Genomic DNA, 23,543 nt, shown 5'->3' with positions numbered 1-23,543 from the left:
GGAGTGGTGTGGTGTGGCCGGGGCATGGCCACACCACACCGTCCCCCTATCGGAAGTGACGACGACGCGCGGCTGCCGCCGTCACCATGAGGAGAGCGATCGCCAGAAGCGCCAGTCCGCCACCGGCGATCCCGCCGTCGACGCCCTGGTGATCGTCAGCGGTGCCGCCACCGCCGGCCTCGACCGCGCCGGCCGGCACCGGGAACCCGGCATCGAAATGCCCGGCCGTGGTCCCGGTGGCAGACGCGTCTTCCGAACCGCGGTACGCCGCGGTCCCGGCGGTGCCCGTCCACGAAGCGAGCCCGCGATCGCTGCCCATCGGGTAGCCGACCGCGATGACCGCTCCGTCGCCGGCGCCGGCAGTGCCGGAGCCGTCGGTCAGGCCGCCAGCCGGCTGCCCGGTCGTACCAGCGGTTCCGTCAGTGCTGCCATCGGCCGGGACGCCAGCGGTGTCGCCGGCGGTGGTGCCGCCGGTGGTGGTGCCGTCAGTTCCGCCGGTGGTCCCGCCAGTCACGGTCCCGTCCGGAGTTCCGGTGGTGCCGGTGGTACCGACGGTGGTGCCGTCGGTACCACCGGTCGCGGTCCCACCCGGAGTGTCAACGGTTCCGGTGCCGTCCGGAGTACCGGCAGTGCCAGTGCCGCCAGGGGTACCAGCGGTTCCGGTGCTGCCCGGCAGACCCGGGAGGATGCCGCCCGGGAGCCCCGGCAGAAGCCCGCCCTGCACACCGGGCAGGCCGCCGTCCGGCGTGCCAACGGTGCCAGTGCCATCCGGGGTGCCCACGGTTCCGGTGCCGCCAGGAGTGCCGACGGTGCCGGTGCCATCCGGAGTTCCGGTGGTGCCGGTTCCGCCGACGGTGGTGCCGTCAGTGCCACCGGTGGTTCCGCCGGTCACGGTTCCGCCGGCGGTGCCGGTGGTTCCGTCAGTGGAGCCGCTCGGCACGATGCCGCCCAGCAGACTCTGCAGGCCACTGCCCGGCAGACCCGGCAGGCCACCGCTCGCAGTGCCACCAGGAGTGCCGACGGTGCCGGTGCCGCCAGTGGTGCCGACGGTGCCGCCCGGCGTGCCGCCAGTCACGGTCCCGTCCGGAGTTCCGGCGGTGCCGGTGCCGCCGACGGTGGTGCCGTCAGTGCCACCGGTGGTTCCGCCGGTCGCGGTTCCGCCAGTGGTGCCGGTGGCCCCGTCAGAGGAGCCGCTCGGGACGATGCCGCCCAGCAGACTCTGCAGGCCACCGCCCGGCAGACTCGGCAGGCCTGGCAGGCCACCGCCCGCGGTCCCGCCGGGCGTGGTGCCACCGGTGGGCGCCGGAGCGGGTACCGGTGCCGGAGCGGGCATCGGGCCGCTGTCGGGGGCGAGGTACGCAGTGCCGGTGGTGCTGGCCTGCTCGCCGTCCGCGGCGGTGCCGCTGATCGTGACCGGTGCCGAAGCGGTGCTCGCGGTCGGCGTGAGCGTCCCGCTGCACGTGGTGCTTTCACCCGCGGCCAACGTGCTGCCGCTGCACGTCATCGCACCACCGGTGGTAGTGCCGTTGACGTTGCTGACTGGGCTGGTCCCCGTGTTGGTCACCGGGACAGCCACCGTCGCCGGCTGGCCCGCGGCGACTGGCACCGCGTTCTCCGGGGACCCGGCGCTGGTGCCGTTGACCGTAGGCGTGCCCATGGTCAGATGGCACGAACACCCGGTGTCCCCGCTGGCACCAGCCGGTGCCGGAGCGGGAGCCGGAACATGCGTCGAGCCGCTGAGCGGGCACGAACACCCGTTGTCGCGGGTGGTGCCCACCGCGGTAGGCGTGGTCGAACTGGTGGTTGTCGCACCAGCAGTGTTGTCGCCGGTGCCGCTGGCGGACGTCGCCGCTATCGGCATGGACGTCGCCGACGGCACAGCCGCGGGCAAAGTCCTGGCGTTGCTCGTGGCTCCGCTGCGCGCGACGCCCCCGGTAATGGCCGAGGCAGCCGCGGTCACCGGGCTGGACGAGCCGGATTTCGTGGTCAGCGCGGAGCTGACTGGCGCGAGGACTCGCGCCACGGACGAGACTGGCGTGCTCGCCGATCCGCTGCCCGACGAAGTGGCCGAACTGCTCGAATCGGCGCCGCTCGTGGTGACCGATCCGGTAGGTGTCGACGCGGACGCCGAGGTCGTGCCGGTTGACGCCGACTTTTGCGGCTGCACGAGTCCCGACACCAGCGACGTCACGGAGTCCGACGGGCTGGTGCCCGCGGTGGTGACTGTCGCCTGGTCGCTTGGTCGCGAGGGCTCGGTGGTTTCCTCGGCTTGGGCCACGCCCACGCCTAGGAGCATCAAGCCACCTGCGAGCAACCCGGCCTGGAGAGACCGTTTTACCCAGGTATGCATGAGAAAACCTTTCCAAGGTCTGCTGGGATGATCGGTGATCTGTCAGCAGTGCTTTCGAAGGTGTCCAGTCGTTGGCTAGTGCCGGTTAGCGGGTGCCCGTGTGCAGCGGCAAGGTCACCGCGGTCGGGGCGGTCGCAGTCGAGGCGGCCGGGTCACAGGTGCAGGCACCGGTGGTGGTGTAGTTCTGCGAGAACCCGACAGTCGACGTGCCGCCGGCGGTGTCCTTGCCGGTGAAAGCCGCCCGCGCAATCTGGGTGCCGGGGCCAGCGTGGAACTGCATCGTGCAGGAGGTGCTGGCGCCCGGGGCGAGCGTCGTGTCGGCGCAGGTGGCCTGGCCGTTCGGCGAGGAGCCCCGCAGGTTGGAGATCGGCGCGGAGCCGGTGTTGGTCACCTGAAACTTGGCAGTGGACGTCCGGCCGAGCGGCACGTTCGCGGTCGAGTTCGGCCCGACCGCGACGCCGTTGACCGTCGGCGTGCCGGTGATCGCGAGCTTGCCGGTTCCCGCGGGCTTGCCGGTACCGGTAGGCGTGCCGGTACCCGTAGAGGTGCCGGTGCCCGTGGGCGTGCCGGTGTAGTAGATCCGGCAGGCCTTGCTCTGCTGGGTGCCGTTCGGACCCGACACCGTGAAGTTGAACTGCCCGGCGTTCGAGCCCGGCCGCGCGGTCGTGGTGACCGTGCAGCGGGCGGTGCTGCCCGGAGCCAGTTGGCTCGAGCCGCAGTTCAGCGTGCCGAGCGAGGTGCGACCACCCAGCCCGGACACCGGGATACTGCCGTTGTTGGTCACCGGAACCGTGATGGTGACCGGGCTGCCCGCCGGGACGTTCGGGCCGGGCGCGGAGCCCGCTGCCTTCCCGTTCACCGTGGGCGTGCCAACAGAGATGCTCGCCTGCGGATGGGGCTGCGGCTGCGGAGCCGGTTGAGGCGCTGGTTGCGGTGCCGGTGCAGGGGCCGGTGCTGGCTGCGGCTGCGGGGCCGGTGCGGGTGCCGGTGCCGGTTGCGGCTTCGGGGCGGTGTTGCCCAGTCCGCCAGTCACCTGCGAGAGGATCCCGCCGATGCCCGGTTGGCCAGAGCCGGGGAGACCCGGCAGCCCCGGCAGTCCCGGCGTGCCGGGATTGGATGTGCCCGGCTGACCCGGCGTACCCGGGTCAGGAGTGCCCGGCGTGCCCGGTTGCGGCTGCGGCGCTGGCTGCGGCTGCGGTGCCGGTTGAGGGGCTGGCTGCGGCGCGGGTGCCGGTGCCGGTTGCGGCTTCGGGGCGGTGTTGCCCAGTCCGCCAGTCACCTGCGAGAGGATCCCGCCGATGCCCGGTTGGCCAGAGCCGGAGAGACCCGGCAGCCCCGGCAAACTTGGCGTGCCCGGCTGACCCGGCGTGCCCGGATTCGGCGTGCCCGGTTGACCCGGCGTACCAGGATTGGGCGTACCCGGCTGTCCCGGCGTGCCCGGGTTGGGAGCGCCCGGCTGCCCCGGCGTGCCCAGCGTGTCGCTGCCCAGGCTGGGCAGCCCCGGCATGCCGAGCGACTGGAGCGTCTTGATGTTGTCAGTGACCTTCAGGACGTCCAGGACCGCGGCCGGGTTGCCGCTTTGCAGCTTGTCGAACGCGGTCTGCCACAGCAGGCGCATCGCGTCGAAGTTCTTGCCCGCGAAGGACAAGTACTCGTCCGGAGTGAACACCGTGCCGGGTCCGAGGCGGCTCATGATTTCGCGGGCCTGGAGGGTGTTGTAGAGGTAGTCCGGTTTGAGGATCTTCGCCGGGTCGGGAATGCTCGGCATCCCCTTCTGGACGAAGTTGGCCACCTTGTCCGGCGTCGGCAGCCGGGACATGTCGAGCGCCATCGTCTTGGTGTTGATGGGCAGGCCCATGCCGCCGCAGCCGGTCGCCATGGTCAGGTAGTCGGTGCCGTGGCCGCGCACGTGCGACGGGTTGAAGATCGGGATCCAGCCCAGCGGCCCGCCGTAGATGTCGACGACCGGCATCTGCGAGTTCCCGATCGCACCGCTGGCCATCGACAGGATCAGGTTCTTGTACGACGGGTCAGTGTGGTACGTCAGGGCGTGCGAGCTGCTGCCGATCAGCGGAATCCCGTCCTCGTTCTTCCACATGTGCTGCAGGAAGAAGTCGCACGCGTCGCCGCCGCCGTGGTGACTGGTGTCCCCGGTCGAGTGGGCGCCGCCGGACTGGTTCGGGTCGGTCGACGTCTGCTTCGTCTCACCGCCGAACAGGCCGCCGGCGAACGCGCCGCCGCTGAGGACGTCGCCGCTGAGGAACTTGCCCACGGTCGGGATCTGCGCGGTCGGAAGGTCGCCGGTGGACGAGGCCACCGGGGACAACGGGTTGGTCGAGGGCTGGCTGGTGGCGGTGCTGGTGCCGCTCATTCCGGAAGCATTCGTCGGCGAGCTGGGCTGAGAGCTCGCGGACGAGGTGGTGTCCGTTCCGGAAAGGGCAAGGCCGTCGAGGCCGGGCAGGGGAGCGGCGGCGGCGGTTGTCACCAGGCCGGCCAGCGCGAAGGTCGCGGTGACCGACATCGCGGCCGCGCCGCGCAGCGCGCGGTTCGGCCGGCGGAAACACGAATTCTTTCCTGGGGGAAGGCCGATGGGGGCCTCTCCGTCCTGGACATCGGCGCGACGGCGCCGTGTCCAACGTGTGAATTTCATTGCAACGCTCCAGTTCATGAGCGCCTGCCGATAACATCGGCGCGGCGGTTGACGTGTCTGCTGTGAAATGGGTTTGTTTGCCGACAGCCCTGGACACCAGCCGTTGATGGAGGTAGTGGCAGCGGGAGCTACTGGCTTGCGATTTCAGCCCATGAGTTCGCGAGCCAGCCGTCGAGCTTGCACCTCGACGGTCCTGCTGTCGCTACTGATCAATCGAATAGCTTCGCGATTAACCGTGATCAACATTTGTTCGCTGTGCTCAGCGTTTAATGATCTTGCGGTGATCGCTTTACGCGTTGATTCGCGTTGGCGGCCGACACGTCAGTCGGGCGACACTGGAGGTTGCTGTGCGCGCATGCGCAGCGGAGCAACGTCATCCGGGTTGACACCCCAGCAGGCGAGCCGCTGGTCGCGGGCGGTCCTTCCGGACAGCACGATCGCGCCTTGCGCGTCGCCGCTGCCAGAGCCCGCAGACGAAGTGCCACTGCCGGACCCGACGGCGCCGATCGGCGCCGTCGGGAGATCAAGGGGAAGCGGGTCGGCCGGGCGCTGCGAGCCGATGCCGGCTGGCGTCGCCGTCGCGGTCGATCGCTGAAAAGAGGTCTGGCCGTGCGGCCCGCTCACGCAGAACGCGGAGCCGCCGCTGGCCGGGGTCGCCGCGGCGGTCGGCACGGGAAGGGCCGCCGCCGGTGCGGTCTGCGGTGCCGATGAGGCCGGGTGGCGGGGTGCGTCCGGGCTAGTCAGCGGGGCCGGCGACGTCTCCGAGTCCGTCGAAACCGGCACTGTCGCCGTGATCGTGGCTACGCCCGGTACTTCGAGGTGGGGCTGCAGGCCGGTGGCGGAAACGACCGGCGCGATCGCGGACACCGTGCCGGTGAGCTTCTTCGTGATCGGGTTGTCGAGCGTGCGGCTCGCCGTGGTGACGGTGTCGCGCGCGACGGTGTCGACGTTTTGCGCTGCGCTGTCGACAGTCTTGGCGACCGCGGCGGTCGTCGTCTGCACCGCAGAGCCGACCTGCTTGATCGCCGGAGCCGAGGTCGGCGCGGCGGACTCGGCCACTGCGTTGGCCTGCCGCACGGTCGTGTTCACGAGCGAGGTGACCGAGTTCGTCGCCAGGTGCGTTGGCGGCGCGAGGTGCGTCGGCACCGCGATCGGAGCGGACGCGATCTGCCCCACGAAACCCGTCGGCTGAACGGCGACGTCCGGTAGGCCGCACGCTGCGGGCGCGTCGGCCGGATCGCATCCGGTATCAGCGGCGGCGGTAGAGGTTTCCAAGGCGCTCGCCATGGCGAAGCCCGCGAGGACGAACGTGCCGAGAAGGACGGCACGGCAGATCGCGGCAAGGCACGTCGCCCGCCGCGATCGCGCCGAGTGGCTCGCGCTCGCCGTCTCGCCCTGCTCGCCGGCTGACGTTCGGCACGGGCGCGCAAATGGCTCTGAAAGTAGCGCCTCGGCAGGTCCGCGCCGACCACGAGAAACGGGCTTCGTGCCCGTTTCGTCGTAGGTCGCTCGCAGCCACGCCATCGCACTCCACCATTTCCGGCTTGCTCGAAGAGGTCGCCCCGGCCGTCGATCGTAAAGATCCGCTGGGAAATAGAGAACCGCCACTTACGAGACCCGTCGATGTGACTCCTGGTAGTTGGCCGTGCTGCACGAACCACTCTCCGTCGGTGTCCGAATCCGCGAGCTCAACAATATGTGCGCGATCGGGTGAATAGGGATAGTGGCGGTTAACCGTTGGTCGGAATTCGGACCTGGAGCCGCCGTGGGGACATAGTCACGATTTGGTAACGAGCCGTCGTTTTTGCTGGTAGGGGAGTCGGATCGCAAGGCTGCCCCGTTGGCGGGTGAGGAACCGGCAGGCTGCGTGCTGCTCCGCGGCTGGCCGGCGGCGAGTGCGAGATCGGGTGCCGCCCGGCGCTGATCGGGACCGTTCGGCGGCGGAGAATGCGTCAGGCGATCATCCGGGTAACGTTTTGATAATCTCGCGTAAGGGAATGGGTGTACCCGCGTTCCGGAGGCATGGATACCGTGGTCGATCCCCGAAATGAGCGCGATCGCGAAAGAGCTACGGAAATCGCGGTCGCGGTGGAGATACTGGTCTACGCCGAGCGGCCGAATGCGCGCCACGGGGTCGCGCGATCGCTGCAGGGCGCGCCAGGAATCGGGCGCGTCGAATGTGCCGCGACCGCTGACGAACTCGTCCGCCGGTACACCCGGTCGCCCAGCGACGTGGTGCTCGTCGCGGTCCAGTCGGGCGAACGGTCCGGCCCCGTCGCTGCGGCGAGATTGCTGTCGATCGCCCCCGGTGCCTCGGTGATCCTGTTCGGTTCGTCCGGCACGGCCGCCGCAGCGGCCAGCGCGCTGCTGCACGGCATCGGCGGATTCCTTCAGAAATACGACAGTTGGTACCCCGAGCCGTACGTCGTCGCCGAGCCGGAGGGCAGCGCACTGCCCGAAGCCGGTCGTCCCCACCTGTCCGAACGCGAACTCCAAATCCTCTGGGGCATGGCCAACGGCGAGCGGAACCTGCAGATCGCCGCCGATCTGGCACTGTCCGAAGACAGCGTCAAAACCCATTGCAAACGGATCTTCCGCAAGCTCGGCGTCCACGACCGAGCCGAAGCGGTCGCCGCCGGCTTTCGCGCCGGTTTCCTCTCCTGACACCCAGGTGCGGTCGGACCAGATGGAGGCGATGATGCGCTACAGCAAGATTGTCGGAACACCGGACGCGGGCGACCGGCACGTCGCACGCGGTCGATTTCACCTGCTTCGGAGAAACCGCCAAGAGTTACCGCGAGTCAGGCGAATCGCCGCGGCGAGCCGGGGTGAGCGGGGATGAAACGTGCGCTGATCACCCTGCTGCTGGCCGGGGTGCCCCTGATCGGGCTGGCGACGCCGGCCTTGGCACACGACACTCTGGTCGGGTCCACTCCGGCAGACAAGTCCACTGTGGACACTGCACCGTCCGCCGTTGAGCTGAAGTTCAACGAGTCGGTGCAGCAGGGCACGGAGCTGAACACCGTGGCGGTCACCGACGCGCGGCACAACCACTGGGAGGCCGGTCCCGCGGTGGTGAAGGGCAGCGCGGTGACAGTCCCGCTGCGCACGCTGGGCGCCGCGGGTGAGTACACCGTCGACTACCGGATCGTGTCCGAGGACGGCCATCCGGTCAGCGGCTCGATCACCTTCACCCTGAACAAGCCGCCCGCCGCCCCGGCCACGGCCGCCGCCGCGCCGCGTTCCGCGGTCGCCGCCCCCAGCGAACCGGACGGCACCGGCCTCCCGGTCTGGGTGTGGATTCTCGGTGCCGCGGTGCTGCTCGGCATCGGGCTGACCGTCGCCCTGCGGGTCGGCAAACGGTCGTGACCCCTGGCAGGTCGACCCTGATCGCCTCGCCTCGGGTCCGGCTGACCGCGCTGCTCACCGCGGCGGGCGGAGCGGGCGTGCTGCTCGGGACGGCGATCGTCGCCGCCCGGCCGGCTTCCGGCCTGCTGGATCCGGGCGCGGTGATCGAGGTCGGCCTGCCGATCGCGCGGGTGCTGCTGGACGTGTCCGCGTTGGTCACTGTCGGCCTGTGCGTGCTGCCGCTGCTGCTCGGGCCTGCCCGACCCGAACTGGCCGGTCCGGTGCTGGCCGGCAGCCGGGTGTGGGCCGCGGCCAGTTCGCTGGTGTGGGCCACCTGCGCGCTGGTCTTGCTCGTGCTGCAAATCGCGGAACTGCACCCGGGGCGAGACGTGTCGTTCGCCGCGATTCGCAGTTATATCGGTGAACTCGGCGCGGGCCAGGCGTTGCTGACGGTGATCGTCAGTGCGCTGGCGTGCGCCGGACTGGCGTTGCTCGTCGGCGAGTCGCTGCCGGCCGAAGCGCGCGCCGCGGTGGCCCTATTAGCGCTGCTCCCGCTGCCGGTGACCGGGCACGCCATGGACTGGCGCTGGCACGACCTGACCATGGTGTCGATGGAACTGCACATCCTCGGCGCGACCGCGTGGGCCGGCGGATTGTTCGCGGTGATCGCCCTGGCCGCGAACCACCGCGCGCTGCTCGCCGACGCACTGCCGCGATTCTCGAAACTGGCCACGGTGTGCCTGGTCCTGGTGGCCGTCACCGGATTGGCCAACGGCATCGCCGAGGTCACGCTCACTCCGCCGGGACGGGATCTGATGAGCGGGCTGTTCGGCACCGGCTACGGCAGGCTGGTGGTCGGCAAAATGCTGTGCCTGCTCGGACTGGCCGCACTGGGAGGCAACATCCGCTTCCGCCTGCTCCCGGCGATCGTCCAGCAGAAACCAACCGCGCTGCTGCAGTGGGCGGCTTTAGAACTGACCGTGATGGGTGTGGCGTTCGGCTTCGCCGCGGTGCTCACTCGCTCCCCGGTCGCGTAACCGAGCCAGCGACGATCCGCAGCCGGTGTTCGTGACGGTGAGGTACGAGTTCGGGCTGAGTTCTCAGACCAGTGGCTTGAGCACACCGGGTCGACGCGTTGCAAGAGTGGTGGGCCGCCTGGGGCTCGAACCCAGAACCTACGGATTAAAAGTCCGCAGCTCTACCAATTGAGCTAACGGCCCGCGCGCTCAGTCTAGCGGGCGCCGCCCGGCCGCTCGCTGGGGTGGGTACCCACCCCAGCCCACCCCAGCACCTGCGCCTCACCGCATAGACCGCACCTGCCTCACGAACCGAGCAAGATCCGCCGCGTAAGCCTGCGGCTGGTCCATCGCGATGAAGTGGTGCCCGGCCGGATTGTCGACCGGCCAGTGCACGATCTCCGACTCCCGCGCAGCCAGCCGCCGGATCCCCGGCACCCCGCTGTACACCCCGGTCGGAGCCTCCTTCTGGCCCCTCGGCCAGGCGAAACCGGTGCTCGAGTAGAACGACCACGACGATGTTCCGAAGGTCTCGGTGAACCAGTACACGCTCAGGTTCGTCAGGAACGCGTCCAGCATCTCGTCCAAGGCCCGGCCGCCACCGCCGAACTCGTGGAACTTTTGCGCCATCCAAGCCAGCGCGGCCACGGGGGAGTCGTTCCAGCCATAGGCGAACGTCTGCGGTGCGGTCCGCAGCAGCGAGTGGTGGTCGACGCCGTTCATCCAGTCCTGGGACATCATCTCGTTGAACGCCAAGCGCTCCGCGGAGTCCAGATCAGGCAAGTCGGCTTCCGTGGGAATCCCCAGGCCAGCGGTGATGTAGACGCCCAGCACCGGACCAACCCGCGCGACTTCTGGGGCGACGTATGCGCCGTAGTCGCCGCCTTGGACGACGTAGTCGCGGTAGCCCAGGCGGTGCATCAAGTCTGCCCATGCGCGACCCACCCGAAAAGCGTCCCAGCCGGGGCCGGGCGCGGAGGAGAAACCGAAACCGGGCAGTGAAGGGACGACGACGTGGAAGTCCGACAGGTGCTCGATCAGGTCGGCGAACTCGACGAAGGAGTTCGGCCAGCCGTGCGTCAGCAACAGGGGCGTGGCATCCGAAACAGAAGAGGGGATGTGCAGGAAGTGCAGGTCGACGCCATCGATCTCGGTCTGGAACTGCGGGAATTCGTTCAACCGGGCCTCGTGGGCGCGCCAGTCGTAGCCAGTCGCCCAGTAGGACGCGACCTCGCGCAGCCAGTCGACCGGCACCCCGCGGTCCCAGCCTTCGCTGGGCAGTTGCGCCGGCCAGCGGGTTTGCGTGAGCCGGGCGCGCAGGTCGGCGAGGGCGGCGTCGGAGATGTCGATGCGGAACGGGCGAATGGTCATGCCGAGAACGCTAGAGACCATATAGGTCAGATATGGTCCTAGATCGTGAGTGCGGCGCGGTTGTTGCAGTTGCTGTCCTTGTTGCAGACGCCGAGGCAATGGCCGGGCAGTGAGCTGGCGGAGCGGCTGGGTGTCGACGGGCGGACGGTTCGCCGGGACATCGAGCGGTTGCGCGAGCTCGGGTATCCGGTCGAGGCGACGATGGGTGCGGAGGGCGGATATCGCCTGGTCGCGGGCAGTGCGATGCCGCCGTTGCTGCTCGACGACGAGGAGGCGGTCGCGATCGCGGTCGGGTTGCGGATGGCGTCGGGACACGCGGTGACGGGGATCGACGAGGCGTCGGTGCGGGCGCTCACCAAGCTGGAGCGGGTCTTGCCGTCTCGGTTAAGGCGCAGGGTGAGTGTGCTGAGCAAGGCGACGGTGCCGCTGCCGGTGAACGACGGGCCGCGCGTGGATCCGGAGTCGCTCACGGTCCTCGCGACGGCGATCGCCAACCGCGAGCGGCTGCGGTTCGGCTATCTCTCCAACGACGGCAAGGCGACGAAAAGGCTGGTCGAACCGCATCATCTGGTGTCGTCCGGCCGTCGCTGGTACCTGCTGGCGTTCGACAGCGAGCGCGACGACTGGCGGGTCTTCCGCGTCGATCGCATCGAAAAACCACAAGCCATCGGGACCCGGTTCACCGCGAAAGACCTGCCTGCCGAGGACCCGGCGGCGTACGTGACCAAGAAGCTGCACACCTCCCGCCCGACGCATCGCGCGGTGGTCACCGTGCGCGCGCCGGCGGACGAAGTAGCACGGATTTGGGGCGCGGCAAGCGAAGTGACCGCGGTGGACGGTCGCACCTGCCGCGTCGTCAGCCCGGCCGACACTCTGGAGTGGCTGGCGTTCCGGCTGACCAGCCTCGGTCGCGAGTTCGAGGTGCACGAGCCGCCGGAGCTGGCGGAGCACCTGCGCGAACTCGGCGGCCGGGCGCTGCGCGCGGCCAAATGATCAAACAGCCAGCTCCGCCAACGATTCCCGCAACTTCCCAGTCACCTCGACCGGCCGACGGGACTCGCGATCCACAAAAACGTGCACGAAATGCCCCTCCGCCACCAGGGTCTCCGAGGCTGTGTACATCCCGATCTCGTACCGCACACTCGACCGCCCGAGGTGTGCGACCCGTAGCCCGATCCGCAGCGTGTCCGGGAACGAAACTGAGGCGTGGTAAGCACAACGCGATTCCACGCACAGCCCGATCACCGGCCCGGACTCGATGTCGAGGCCGCCGCGTTCGATCAGCCAGGTGTTGATGACGGTGTCCATCAACGAGTAGTGCACGACGTTGTTCACGTGCCCGTAGACGTCGTTGTCCTTCCACCGCAACGGAACCGTCTGCCAATGCGGATAGTTCACCACAGCTGCACCGAATCGCGCAGAATCCCCGCCAGGTCCTTTTCGGACGGTGTGCGCGGCGCGGTGGCCAGCAGCCGTTGCTGTTTCAGCGTTCCCTCCACGAGAGCGTCCACATCGGACTCCGTGTACCCGACCGCGCCGATCCCGGCGGGCAGGCCGATGTCGCGCATCAGCGTGGTCAGCACGGCGGGCAGGTGGTCGGCGAAGTCGCCGGACCACTCGAAATCCGGGGCCAGCAGCCGGGCGACGCGCTGGTGGCGTTCCGGGTTCGCGGCGAAGGTGAACCGGAACGCGGCGGGCGCGGTGAGCGAAACCGCCATGCCGTGCGGCACCATCGCTTCGTCGCCGGGATAGCCGTCGGGGTGGAAATCCCGGACCTGCCCGGCGATCGGGTACGCGTTGGCGTGCGGGATGTGCACGCCGGCGTTGCCGAAGCCGAGCCCGGCGAACGTCGCGGCCAGCGCCATCGCCTCGCGCGCGGCCATGTCCTCGCCGTCGCGCACCGCGGCGGGCAGCGCCCACGACAGCAACTGCAGCGACTTCTCCGCGAACATGTCCGCCAGCGGATTCGACCCGCAGTACGGCACCCGCTCCTCCGGCCGCTTCCGGCCGAACTCGGTGTAGGGCTTGGCGGTGTAGCTCTCCGCGGCGTGACACAGGATGTCCATCCCGCTCGCCGCGGTGACCCCGGCGGGCTGGCTGACCGTGAGCCGCGGGTCCACCACCGCCAGCGTCGGCCGCAGCCGCAGGTGGCTGATCCCGCTCTTCACCCGCAGCGACAGCACGTCCAGCACGCACACCGTGGTGCTCTCGGACCCGGTCCCGGTCGTCGTCGGCACCGCGACCAGCGGCTTCAGCGGGTTCGCCGGCGCGCGGCCGCCGCCGACCGGCGCGTTGACGTAATCCATCAGTTCACCGTCGTTGCTGGTCAGCAGGTTGGCGGCCTTCGCGGTGTCGATGCTGGAGCCGCCGCCGACCGCCACGAACGCGTCGTACGGGCCGGTGCCGCGCGCGAAGTCCACGGCCTTCTGCATGCTGACGTCGGTGGGCTCGACGTGCACGCCGTCGAACGTCTCGGCCGCGATCCCGTAGCCGCGGATGCCCTCGGCGATCCGCTCCGGCCATCCGGTCGCCGCGACGACCGGGTCGGTCACCACGAGGACGCGACGGGCGCCGAACTGGCCAAGATCGTATCCGATCTCGTCGCTCGAACCGGTTCCGTATTTGAGCGCCGGAGCCCCGTAAGTGAAAACAGTCTCATGTTCGGCGGATGTCACGACGGCGTCCTCCCAACTGGTGGGCAGCGCGATCCGGCAATCGGCACAATCCCGCGGTGAGTTCTTCAAGATCACTTGACGCCGGTTCACGGTGCCGCCCTAAGCTCTCCTCATTAGATACCAAGTGGGAACCACCGTCGCGCAAACGGCCGTACGCGTCTTGAACGAGGCCCGGGTTCGCCGGGTGTACGCGGTCGTCGGCGAGTCGTTCCTGGAATTGCTCGACGCGCTCCGCCGCGAGCGCGACGTCACGCTCGTTTCGGCCCGCCACGATTCGGGCGCCGCCTTCATGGCCGAGGCCGAGGGCAAGCTCACCGAACGCCCCGCCGTGCTGCTCGCGAGCCGCGGTCCGAGCGCCGCCGCGCTGGTCATGGGCGTGCAGACGGCGTACCAGGACGAGACGCCGATGGTGGTGCTGCTCGAAACCCCCGCGCTCGACCCGGTGCTCACCGGCGAGGTCCCGGCGTCCGATTCGACCGGGATGTTCGAAACGATCGCCAAATGGGTCGTCCGCGCCGACGATCCCGACGACGTGCCGCACCTCCTCGCCGAAGGTCTCGCCCGCTGCCGCGAGGGACGGCCGGGTCCGGTCGTCATCGGCGTGCCGAGCGACGCGTGGGGCGTGCCGTACGACTCGGCCAAACCGGTGGCGAAGGTTCGCCCGCCGGTCACCGGAACGCTGGGCCGTTCGGCGGAAGCTGTCGCCGGTCTGGTGGACGAAGCGCGTTACCCGGTGGTCATCGTCGGCGGGCGCGCGCGGTCGGCGCGGGACGAGCTGATCGCGGTGGCGGACGAGCTGGCGCTCCCGGTGTACAACGCTTTCCGCCGCCAGGACGCGTTCCCGGAGAACCACGCCCGCTACGCCGGACACCTTGGGCTCGGCATCCCGGCGCGCCAGCTCGACGCGCTCGAACGGGCCGACCTCGTGCTCGCGCTCGGCACTCAGCTCGACGAAGTCACGACGCAGGGCTTCCGCTATCCGACTCCGCAGCAGACGCTTGTCCTTGTCGGCACTGGCATCGACGAACAACGCCGTCGCGGCCTGACGTTCCGTGTGGACACTGAGGTCGAGCCGTTCCTGAAGGAGCTGCGCGCGATCGCTTCGCCGCGTACGCGCAGAGCGTCGGCCGCGAACGCCGCCGTACACACCTTCATGACACCGCCGAACACAAGCAACAACACGCGCGTACATCCGGTCGACGTCGTGCGCGCGCTGCGAAAGCTCGCGCCCGAGGACACCATCGTCACAAGTGACGCTGGCAACTTCGCACAGTTCATGCACCGCTACTGGTGCTTCACCGCTCCGCGCAGCCAGCTCGGTCCGAGCAACGCTGCGATGGGGTACGCGGTCCCCGCGGCGGTAGCGGCCAAGCTCGCCGAGCCGCGGCGCACTGTGGTCGCGATGGTCGGCGACGCGGGCACGCTCATGACGGGGCAAGAGATCGAGACCGCTGTGCGTTACCGCGCACCAGTGATGGTGGTCGTGTTCCAGAACGGCTTGCACGGCCCTCTCGCGATGCATCAGGCGCGTACGCACGGACGGCTGTCCGGAGTGACCATCCCGCTGACTGACTTCGCGTCGTGGGCGCGCGGGCTCGGCGCGGCGGGGTACACGGTGGACGATCGCGAGCGGCTCGAGCCGATCATCGCGAGCGCGCTCGTCCGGCAGCGGCCGTGCGTAATCGACGTGCGCACAGACCCGGATGTCGTTACTCCGGACGTGCGGCTCAGCACGCTTCTCGGAGCCCCGCGCCCCGCAGGGACCTGAAATCTTCCTGAGAACACAGGGAAACGCCGGGAATGTTCGGTAGCTGCCCGGGGTTGCCTCAGGTAACCTGACGGTGTTCCCGGGGTTCGGCATCCGGACCCGGTTCGCTCGGCTGAGTTCGGCCGGCGTTCGGTTGGGGAAATTCCCGGGTGGACACGCTCCCCGGCTCGGTTCGCGGCCATTCGGCGCGTTTCAGGGGTGGGGACAACCGGTTTCGGCCGGATTTTGTCGGTGCCGGATGGCACCATCGCGGTCATCGCCTCGCTTGCCGCGAGGAAGGAACGAGGGGAGTTCGTCATGGCCGACGAAAAGGACGGGAAATCCCGTACCGCCGCGGCGACGGCTCGCGGCCGGGCCCGGTCCGCGCGGGCCGGTGCGCTGGTGTCCGTAGTGCGCGAAGAGCCGGAGCACGCCGCCGCCGAGGTGCCCGAGCAGAACCGGTCCGGAGTGGTTCCGGTGCTGTTCAGCGCCAGTGCGGAGGCCCACGACGTAGCCGTGGTCGCGTCCGACCAGGGTGCCGAGTGGCGCTCGCCGTTCGGCGCGCCGCTCCGCCAAGCCAGCGGGGAGTGACCCGGCCGCGCGAACTGGGGTGAGTCGGCTTGTCCGGTCCCGCTCCGCTGTGCTTTACTTTGCTTGGTCTCGATTTTTGTGTTCGTGGTAAAGCACGCTCGCAAGACTCAGCGGGCGTGATCCTCCTCTTCGGGGAACGCATCTCGCCCGTGTCTGGGCCCAGGACGTCGGTCGGCTTCCTGTTTTGGTGTTATGTATGGAGATTGTTTAGATGACTGAGGGCACCGTGAAGTGGTTCAACTCCGAGAAGGGGTTCGGCTTCATCACTCCCGACAACGGCGGCGGCGACGTCTTCGTGCACTACAGCGAGATCCAGGGCAACGGTTTCCGTACCCTCGAGGAGAACGCTCGCGTGCAGTTCGAGATCGGCCAGGGCCAGAAGGGCCCGCAGGCCACGTCGGTCAGCCTGATCTGACCTGCGTCTAATCGCTAAGTCGCCACCACTCCCGGTTCCGGGGGTGGTGGCTTCTTTCGTCTCAGCGCCCCGCCAGTCGCGGCCCAGTCTCACGATGCGGATTGTGTTGCCCGCCAAGGCTTTCTGTGCCTGACCGGCCATTGTGGATCACCCGATCGTGGCGCGCCCGGGTGCTCGTAGGCTCGCGGACATGAGCGAAAACACCTATCTCGTCACCGGGATGTCCTGCGGCCACTGCGCGCAGTCGGTCACCGAAGAACTCACCGAGGTGCCCGGGGTCGAGAACGTGACCGTCGACGTCGAAACCGGGCACGTGACGGTCCGCAGCGCCGAAGCCCTCGACGAAACGGCCGTTCGCGCGGCGGTCGAGGAAGCCGGGTACACCTACGAAGGGCTTGCTTCTCTCGTTTGAACGATGGGTAGCCACGCGGGAACCCAGGGTAGGCTCTGGCCGGCGTGGAGGCACGGCCGATGCAACGTCCGTGCAACCCTTTCCTCCGCGCGGCCGGACGTGTGTGCTGGCCCCCTGGCGGCAGCAGACTTGGGGGGTGCCCGATGGGGGCAGTCGTTGCGGGGATAGTGGCGAACCCTGCTTCCGGACAGGACATCCGAAGACTCGTCACGCAGGCGTCGGCCGTCCCGGTCGAGGAGAAGGCCAACCTGGTGCGCCGGCTGCTGTCGGCGTTCGCGGTGACCGGCGTCGAACGCGTGCTGCTCTCCACCGATCTCGGCGGCATCTCCGCCGCCGTCCTGCGCGACCTCGGCCGCGATCCGCTGCCCGCGGTCGAGTTCTGCGACGAGGACACGCTCACCGGCACCGCACAGGACACCGTCAACGCGGTGCGCCGGATGGTCGACGCCGGGGCCGGCGTGATCGTGTGCCTCGGCGGCGACGGCACCGCCCGCGTCGCCGCGAAGGCCTGTGGTGACGTGCCGCTGCTCGCGCTGCCGACCGGCACCAACAACGCGTTCCCGCAGGCCGGCGAGGCCACGGTGGCCGGGCTCGCCGCCGGGATGGTCGCGAGCGGCCAAGTCGACGCGGACCTCGTCACCCAGCGGGTCAGCATGCTCGAGGTCGTCACGAAGAACCGCCGCGAGATCGCGCTGGTGGACGTCGCGGTCTCGATGAACAAGCACGTCGGCGCGAAGGCGCTCTGGGATCCCACCGCGCTCACCGAGCTTTACTGCACCTTCGCCGAGCCGGACGGCATTGGCCTGTCGAGCATCGCCGGACAGCTGTGTCCGAGTTCTCGTTCCAGCGCGGATGGCGTAGCGCTTCAGCTTGGCCCGGTCGAGAGTTCCGCGTACGTGGTGCACGCCGCGATCGCGCCCGGCGTGGTGCGTCCAGTCGGCGTACGCGGCTGGGGAGTGCTTCGTCCCGGCGTACGCGTCGACCTTGCCGCAGGTGGCGGCGTTATCGCGGTAGATGGAGAACGCGAGCTGGAGCTGAAGAACGGCGAAGGCGCGTACGTAGAACTGCGCGCCGACGGCCCATGGTGCGTCGACGTACGCGCGGCGATGGCCGAAGCCGCAACCCAGGGGTTGCTGCGCAGCACCGCTACAAGCGGGACCGGCGAGAAAGGCCGAAGCCACGGTCGCTGCGCTGGCTGAGATCACGTGCAGGTGACACCTTCCGGGTGTCGTTCGCTGCGCCTTGCCCGACCGGCTACCTTCTGCGAGTGGCACACGGGGAGGATCGGGGATGAGCAGCACTGCGACGCGGCCGGAAACGACTGCCGAGCCCCCACCGGAGGAATTTCGGGGCCGCAGCGGAATCGCCGGGCTGCTGGACCTGCCCGGCCAGGCGGTGCGAGCGGTCGTCAGATCGACGACCACGACGCCCGGCAAGCTTTCGCTGATCGCGGTCGCGCTGGTGCTGTTGTCGCTGGTGGCCGGGCTTGTCGGCGTGTTGTCCGTGAAAGACAAGGACAACACGATCAACGGCCTGATCGACCATCGCGAACCGCTCGCGGCGGCCGCGCAGCAGGTTTTCCGCTCGCTGTCGGACGCGGACGCGACCGCGGCCAGTGCTTTCCTTTCCGTCGGCACCGAACCGCCCGCGCTGCGGAAGCGGTACGAGCAGGACGTCGCCGAAGCGGGATCCGCGCTCGCCCGCGCGGCGTCGGACACCGCCGATGTCGGCGACGCCGCCCACCAGGTGGACATCCTGAACCAGAAGGTTCCGGTCTACACCGGGATCGTCGAAACCGCGCGCGCGAACAACCGGCAGGGTTTCCCGTCCGGCGCTTCGTATCTGCGCGAGGCTTCGCAGCTGATGCGCTCGACGATCCTTCCCGCCGCGGACGCGCTCTACAAAGCGCACACCCAGAAGCTTTCCGACGAGCAGGACAGCAGCAGCGACGTGCCGTGGGCGGCCGTCGCGCTGGTCCTCGTGCTCCTCGCCGCGCTCGTGGTCGCGCAGATCTACTTGACCCGGCGGACAAACCGCGTGCTGAACATCGGGCTGCTCGTGGCCACCGGCTGCATCGTGCTGTCGCTGCTGTGGGGCGCGGTCGCGCTCGTCGTGCAGGGCAGTCTCGTCGCGACCGGGCGTACCGACGGCACTTCGCAGGTCGACATCCTGGTGCGGGCCCGGATCTACGCGCTGCAGGCACGCGCGGACGAAACTCTCACGCTGGTCGCGCGCGGCGACGGCGGCGCGTACGAACAGCAGTTCATCAAGCTGGCCGAAAACCTCGTCGGCGCTGACGGCAAGGGCGGCCTGCTCGGCCAGGCGCGCGACCTCGCGTCCGGCACCGCGGGCGAGAAGAAGATCGAAGCGGCGGAACAGGCCGCGCGCGAATGGTCGCTGGCCCACCTTCAGGTGCGCCGCCTCGACGACGGCGGGCAGTACCAGGAGGCGGTGGACTTCGCGACGAGCGTCAGCCAGAACAGCGCCGCCGCGGCGTTCGCCCGGCTCGACACGAACCTCCAGGCCGCGATCGACGTCTGCCGGCAGGAATTCCTCGACAGCACCAGATCCGGCGACAACGCGCTCACCGCGCTCGCGGCGGGCGTCGGCGTGCTGGCGGTGCTCGCCGCGGGCGGCGCGACAGTCGGCGTGCGAGAGAGATTGAGGGAGTACCGGTGATCCGGTCGCGGCACTTCGTCCGGACTGCCGTGCTCGCGGTGGTCGCGGTTCTCGCCGCCGCCTGCGGGACGGCGGACCAGCCGATGGAGGCCGCGCCGGTCACCGACGCGGCCTGGCCGACCCCGGCGGGCGTCGGCGGCCCGGACGCCGCGGCCGGCGGCGACTCCGACACCAGCTGCAACCCGCTCGCCAGCCTCGCGCCGAATGGTCTGGACACCTCCGGGCCGAGCCTGCAGAAGATCAAAGCGCGCGGGAAACTCATCGCGGGCGTCGACCAGACGACCTACCTCTTCGGCTTCCGGAATCCGAAGACCGGCAAGCTCGAAGGCTTCGACATCGACCTGGTCAACGAGATCGCCAAAGCGATTTTCGGTTCCGACGGGCACGTGCAGTACCGCGCGATCACGTCGTCGCAGCGCGAGACGGTGCTGAAGGAGCACCAGGTCGACGTGGTGGTCCGGACCTACAGCATCACCTGTGCCCGCCGCAAGCAGGTGCAGTTCTCGTCGGTGTACTACGTGGCCGGGCAGAAGATCCTGGTGCCGAAGTCGTCGAACGCGCAGTCGCTGACCGACCTCGCCGGGAAGCGCGTGTGCGCGGCGGCGAAGTCGACCTCGCTCGCGAAGATCGCCACCGACCCGGCCAAACCGGTCGCGGTGTCGGTGCCGAACTGGTCGGACTGTCTGGTGATGCTGCAGCAGGGCCAGGTCGACGCGGTGTCCACGGACGACACGATCCTGGCGGGCATGGCCGCGCAGGACCCGACGGTGAAGGTCGCGGGGGACCCGATGACCCAGGAGAATTACGGCGTCGGGATCCCCAAGGACGAGGAGGACCTGGTCCGCTTCGTGAACGCGGTGCTGGACAAGATCCGCGGCGACGGCACCTGGGCGAGCAGTTACCAGAACTGGGTCGGCGCGCGGCTGGGGCCGGCGAACCCGCCGTCCCCGCAATACGGCTGACCGGCCGGTCTTGCGGCGCCGGCGCCGCGCAAGTTGTACTTTTTGAGCGGCAGGTTTGCCGCGGGGAGCTCGGGAGGTAGTTGTGTCGGAGGAGGCGCGCCGTCCTCGGCACGCAGCACCGGAGGGGGACGGCGACCAGGCGAAAGCCGCGGACCAGCCGTCCGGGCGGGGCGAGGCGGCCGACGCTTCGTGGACTCCGCCGCCGCCGGTGCGCTGGGACACCCCGGAACCGTCGGTGTCCGGGCGGCTTAATCCGCAGCCGGATCCCGACGCCGAGACGTTGATCAACGCTCCCGTGCAGCGTCCGCAGGGCGCTCAGGGTGGGCAACCCGGGCAGCAGCGGCCGTCCGGTCCCGGGGCTCCGCAGGGTCAGGCGCAGCAGGCAGGGCAGCCCGGTCAACCGGGGCAGGCAGGACAGCCTTCGCAGCCAGGGCAGTCGAGTCAGCCCGCGCAGCCAGGGCAGTCGAGTCAGCCCGCGCAGCCGGGCCAGGCCGGTCAGCCGCCGTGGACGCAGGGCCGTCCGGCTCCGCGTGGCGGCCAGCCGATGCCGCCGCAAGGCCGTCCGCCCACCCAAGGCCAGCCGTATCCAGCCGCGCCAGGTCAGCCCGCGCCGCCGTCGCAGGGCCAGCCGTATCCGCCGCAGTCGCGCACCGGGCAGCGACCCCCGCCGAACCGTCCGCAACAGGCTCAGGGCACGCAGGGAAACCGTCCGTCGAGGCCGCCGGAGAACCGCGCCACCGGACCGAACTCCGGCCCGATCCCGATGGGCGCGGCGCAGGGCCAGCGTCCCGTTGAGGGCGGGGAAGCCCCCACGCGCCCGCCGGGCGACCTCGCGCCGGTGATCCTGCCGCAGTCGAACCAGCCGGTCGCTCCGGTCGACCCGGCCGCGCCGATGCCGACCAGCGTGCTGGCCAGCCCGACGCCGCACACCCAGAGCATCATGCCGCCGGCCCCGCGGGTGGCCCCCGCCGACGGCGGCCCGCTGCCCGATCACGGCACGGACAGCGTCCTGCCGTCGGGCGGCAGCGAAGGCCACGGCACCGGCACCCACGGTTCGCAGGGCTCACAAGGCACCGGAACCGGAACCGGCTCGTTCCCCGGCACCTCCCGGCGCACCGGCTCGCGCGGCACCCGCCGGTCCCGGCGCGGACGCCTCGGCGCTGGTCTCATCGACGTGCCGCCGGTGCCCTACCGCGATCCGTCGACCGCGGTGCTGGCGAACCCCGTGGTGGCCGAGGACAAGCGGTTCTGCGGCAACTGCAGCGCGAAGGTCGGCCGCGGCAAAGACGGTCAGCCCGGCGAGCCCGAGGGCACCTGCGAGAAGTGCGGCACGGCGTTCTCGTTCATCGCGAAGCTGAAGGCGCACGAGGTCGTCGGCGGCCAGTACGAGGTGCTCGGTGCGCTCGCCTACGGCGGTCTCGGCTGGATCTACCTGGCCAAGGACCACAACGTGTCCGACCGCTGGGTCGTGCTGAAGGGCCTCATCGACACCGGCGACTCCACCGCGATGGCCGCCGCGGCGAACGAACAGCGATTCCTCGCCGAAGTCGAGCACCCGAACATCGTCAAGATCCACAACTTCGTGCAGCATCCGGACGCGCAGACCGGCAACGCCGTCGGCTACATCGTCATGGAGTACGTCGGCGGCCAGTCGCTGCGCCAGCTCGCGCTGCAGCACCACCGGGAGAGCAACCGGCCAGAGCCGCTGCCGATCGGCCAGGTAATCGCGTACGGCCTGGAGATTCTGCCCGCGCTCGGCTATCTGCACGGCCAGGGCCTGCTGTACTGCGACCTCAAGCCGGACAACGTCATCCAGACCCGCGAGCAGCTCAAGCTGATCGACCTCGGCGCGGTGCGGCGGATCGACGACTACGAGAGCCCGCTGTTCTTCACCACCGGCTACAGCGCGCCCGAGCTGGCGTCGCACGGCGCTTCGGTGTCTTCGGATCTGTACACGGTCGGCCGGACGCTGGCGGTGCTGAGCTTCGAGTTCGCCGGGTACACGCGCGAGTTCAAGAACACGCTGCCCGGGCCCGACGCGGTGCCGTTGTTCGCGCTTTTCGGGTCGTATTACCGGTTCCTGAAGCGCGCCACGCACGCTGATCCGGATCGGCGGTTCATCGCTGCCGATGACATGGCTGACCAGCTGACCGGTGTGTTGCGCGAGATCATGGCGCTGGGCACCGGTCAACCGCGGCCAGCCGCGTCGACGGTGTTCGGGCCGGAGAGCCGGACTTTCGGCGTCCACCTGGTGGTCCCGGAACAGGGCGAGCGGGTGCCGTTGCCGGATGCTGCCGAGGTTGTCGCCGGTCTGCCGATCCCGCAGGTGGACACGGACGACCCGGCTGCCGGTGTGCTCGCCACGACTACTGCGCTTGATCCGCACGAGGCGATCGAGGCGCTGGCTACCGCGCCGCGTGAGTCGATCGAGGTGCGGTTGCGGATTGTCCGGGCGCGGATTGAGCTGGGCGAGTTCGTGGAGGCGCAGCGGCAATTGCAGGCCGCGCAGTATCTGGCGATCCGGCACGGGTTCCCGCACGACTGGCGGATTGACTGGTACCGCGGGCTGATCGAGCTGGCTGGCGGTCGGCCGCGAGTCGCGCACGTGGCGTTCGACGCGGTTTACGACGACCTGCCCGGCGAGATCGCACCGAAGCTGGCGCTGGCGGTCAGTGCTGAGGGCGTTGGGGATTACTTCGGTGCCGCACGGTTCTATGAGCTGGTTTGGCGAACTGACCGGACGTATGTGAGTGCTGCGTTCGGATTGGCGCGGGTTTATCTGGCACAGGGTGCGCGGGAGAGTGCGGTCGAGGTGCTGGAAGGGGTTCCGGCTACTTCTACGCATTACGTGGACGCTCAGGTTGCGGCGATCAAGATCAAGACGCGCGCACAAGGCGTTGGCACCGGCGAACACCCGACTGTCACCGAGGGCGACCTCGTCGACGCGTCGGGTCGGTTGCAGCGGCTCAACCTCGACGCCGAGCGGCACACGCGGCTCAGTGCGGAGGTCCTTGAAGCGGCCTATGACTGGCTGAAGGTGCCGAACCAGACGAAGCCGGTCACGACGGCGAAGGTGCTCGGCTGTGAACTGGAGGAGCGTGACGTCCGCTTCGGGCTGGAGCGCTGCTACCGGTCGCTGGCCCGGCTCACCGACAACACGACCGACCGGATCGCGCTGGTGGACCGCGCCAACGCCATCCGACCCCGCACCCTCACCTAGGGCCCTCGTGAGTGTTTATGCCGGTGGTAAAACGCGATAAAAAGCACCACCAGATAGCTACTCGAAACAAGAGAAGTACAAAAACAATATACAATTTCTGGTATCAC

General features: G+C 69.5%; 19 protein-coding genes and 1 tRNA gene. 13 read left to right on the top strand and 7 right to left on the bottom strand.

Translation table 11 applies throughout. The annotated features are described in order from the left end of the window. Positions 1–46 precede the first annotated feature (46 nt). Entirely contained in the window at positions 47–1,333 is a 1,287-nt protein-coding gene (locus ACWDNU_RS10225; protein WP_449668550.1) for a hypothetical protein, read from the bottom strand. Between the two features lie 28 nt (positions 1,334–1,361). Here ACWDNU_RS10225 and ACWDNU_RS10220 point away from each other — a divergent pair, with 28 nt between their 5' ends. Next, positions 1,362–2,381, top strand: a complete 1,020-nt coding sequence (locus tag ACWDNU_RS10220; RefSeq protein ID WP_449668549.1) for a hypothetical protein — start codon at positions 1,362–1,364, stop codon at positions 2,379–2,381. Between the two features lie 54 nt (positions 2,382–2,435). On the opposite strand, the gene ACWDNU_RS10215 is transcribed toward ACWDNU_RS10220, so the two are convergent. Continuing rightward, positions 2,436–5,000 (bottom strand): hypothetical protein, encoded by a 2,565-nt coding sequence (locus ACWDNU_RS10215; protein ID WP_449668548.1) that lies wholly within the window; start codon positions 4,998–5,000, stop codon positions 2,436–2,438. Positions 5,001–5,321: 321 nt separating this feature from the next. Next, the gene (locus ACWDNU_RS10210; protein ID WP_449668547.1) at positions 5,322–6,275 is read right to left on the bottom strand and encodes a hypothetical protein; all 954 of its coding nucleotides are present in this window, start codon (positions 6,273–6,275) and stop codon (positions 5,322–5,324) included. A gap of 813 nt (positions 6,276–7,088) precedes the next feature. On the opposite strand from ACWDNU_RS10210, the gene ACWDNU_RS10205 reads away from it, so the two are divergent. The 3 genes from ACWDNU_RS10205 to ACWDNU_RS10195 all read left to right on the top strand — a co-directional run bounded on the left by ACWDNU_RS10205 (position 7,089) and on the right by ACWDNU_RS10195 (position 9,385). Further along, entirely contained in the window at positions 7,089–7,664 is a 576-nt protein-coding gene (locus ACWDNU_RS10205; RefSeq protein WP_449668546.1) for a response regulator transcription factor, read from the top strand. Between the two features lie 174 nt (positions 7,665–7,838). Next, on the top strand, positions 7,839–8,369 hold the full coding sequence (locus ACWDNU_RS10200) for a copper resistance CopC family protein (RefSeq protein WP_449668545.1): 531 nt from the start codon (positions 7,839–7,841) through the stop codon (positions 8,367–8,369). Continuing rightward, positions 8,366–9,385 (top strand): copper resistance D family protein, encoded by a 1,020-nt coding sequence (locus tag ACWDNU_RS10195; RefSeq protein ID WP_449668544.1) that lies wholly within the window; start codon positions 8,366–8,368, stop codon positions 9,383–9,385. Before ACWDNU_RS10200 ends, ACWDNU_RS10195 begins: the two co-directional genes overlap by 4 nt. Positions 9,386–9,492: 107 nt before the next feature. On the opposite strand, the gene ACWDNU_RS10190 is transcribed toward ACWDNU_RS10195, so the two are convergent. Together ACWDNU_RS10190 and ACWDNU_RS10185 are read right to left on the bottom strand one after the other, a co-directional pair. Continuing rightward, positions 9,493–9,568, bottom strand: a tRNA-Lys gene (locus ACWDNU_RS10190). A 78-nt stretch (positions 9,569–9,646) separates the two neighbouring features. After that, complete coding sequence (locus tag ACWDNU_RS10185) at positions 9,647–10,735, bottom strand: epoxide hydrolase family protein (protein ID WP_449668543.1); 1,089 nt, start codon at positions 10,733–10,735, stop codon at positions 9,647–9,649. Positions 10,736–10,777: 42 nt separating this feature from the next. On the opposite strand from ACWDNU_RS10185, the gene ACWDNU_RS10180 reads away from it, so the two are divergent. Next, positions 10,778–11,728 carry a helix-turn-helix transcriptional regulator gene (locus ACWDNU_RS10180; protein ID WP_449668640.1) on the top strand — a complete coding sequence of 317 codons (951 nt, stop codon included), beginning with the start codon at positions 10,778–10,780 and terminating at the stop codon, positions 11,726–11,728. On the opposite strand, the gene ACWDNU_RS10175 is transcribed toward ACWDNU_RS10180, so the two are convergent. Both ACWDNU_RS10175 and ACWDNU_RS10170 read right to left on the bottom strand, forming a co-directional pair. Next, positions 11,729–12,136 (bottom strand): acyl-CoA thioesterase, encoded by a 408-nt coding sequence (locus tag ACWDNU_RS10175; protein WP_449668542.1) that lies wholly within the window; start codon positions 12,134–12,136, stop codon positions 11,729–11,731. Beyond that, entirely contained in the window at positions 12,130–13,410 is a 1,281-nt protein-coding gene (locus ACWDNU_RS10170) for a hydroxyacid-oxoacid transhydrogenase (RefSeq protein ID WP_449668541.1), read from the bottom strand. The genes ACWDNU_RS10175 and ACWDNU_RS10170 overlap by 7 nt, the downstream gene beginning before the upstream one ends. Before the next feature lie 124 nt (positions 13,411–13,534). On the opposite strand from ACWDNU_RS10170, the gene ACWDNU_RS10165 reads away from it, so the two are divergent. The 8 genes from ACWDNU_RS10165 to ACWDNU_RS10130 all read left to right on the top strand — a co-directional run bounded on the left by ACWDNU_RS10165 (position 13,535) and on the right by ACWDNU_RS10130 (position 23,436). After that, positions 13,535–15,178 (top strand): thiamine pyrophosphate-dependent enzyme, encoded by a 1,644-nt coding sequence (locus ACWDNU_RS10165; RefSeq protein ID WP_449668540.1) that lies wholly within the window; start codon positions 13,535–13,537, stop codon positions 15,176–15,178. A gap of 297 nt (positions 15,179–15,475) precedes the next feature. Then, entirely contained in the window at positions 15,476–15,748 is a 273-nt protein-coding gene (locus ACWDNU_RS10160; RefSeq protein WP_370932411.1) for a hypothetical protein, read from the top strand. Between the two features lie 211 nt (positions 15,749–15,959). After that, the gene (locus tag ACWDNU_RS10155; protein WP_009071749.1) at positions 15,960–16,163 is read left to right on the top strand and encodes a cold-shock protein; all 204 of its coding nucleotides are present in this window, start codon (positions 15,960–15,962) and stop codon (positions 16,161–16,163) included. A gap of 190 nt (positions 16,164–16,353) precedes the next feature. Further along, positions 16,354–16,575 carry a heavy-metal-associated domain-containing protein gene (locus ACWDNU_RS10150; protein WP_009071751.1) on the top strand — a complete coding sequence of 74 codons (222 nt, stop codon included), beginning with the start codon at positions 16,354–16,356 and terminating at the stop codon, positions 16,573–16,575. 143 nt (positions 16,576–16,718) lie between these two features. Next, positions 16,719–17,774 (top strand): ATP-NAD kinase family protein, encoded by a 1,056-nt coding sequence (locus ACWDNU_RS10145; RefSeq protein WP_344287959.1) that lies wholly within the window; start codon positions 16,719–16,721, stop codon positions 17,772–17,774. A 91-nt stretch (positions 17,775–17,865) separates the two neighbouring features. Then, positions 17,866–19,254, top strand: a complete 1,389-nt coding sequence (locus ACWDNU_RS10140; protein WP_370932410.1) for a hypothetical protein — start codon at positions 17,866–17,868, stop codon at positions 19,252–19,254. 29 nt (positions 19,255–19,283) lie between these two features. After that, a complete protein-coding gene (locus ACWDNU_RS10135; RefSeq protein WP_449668639.1) occupies positions 19,284–20,216 on the top strand; it encodes a glutamate ABC transporter substrate-binding protein in 933 nt (310 codons plus the stop codon). Between the two features lie 763 nt (positions 20,217–20,979). After that, positions 20,980–23,436, top strand: a complete 2,457-nt coding sequence (locus ACWDNU_RS10130; RefSeq protein ID WP_449668638.1) for a tetratricopeptide repeat protein — start codon at positions 20,980–20,982, stop codon at positions 23,434–23,436. The last annotated feature ends 107 nt before the right edge of the window (positions 23,437–23,543 follow it).

The organism is Amycolatopsis sp. NPDC003676 (assembly GCF_053587275.1).
The sequence above is the reverse complement of the archived record's forward strand: the minus strand, read 5'-3'. Positions and strand labels throughout refer to the sequence as shown.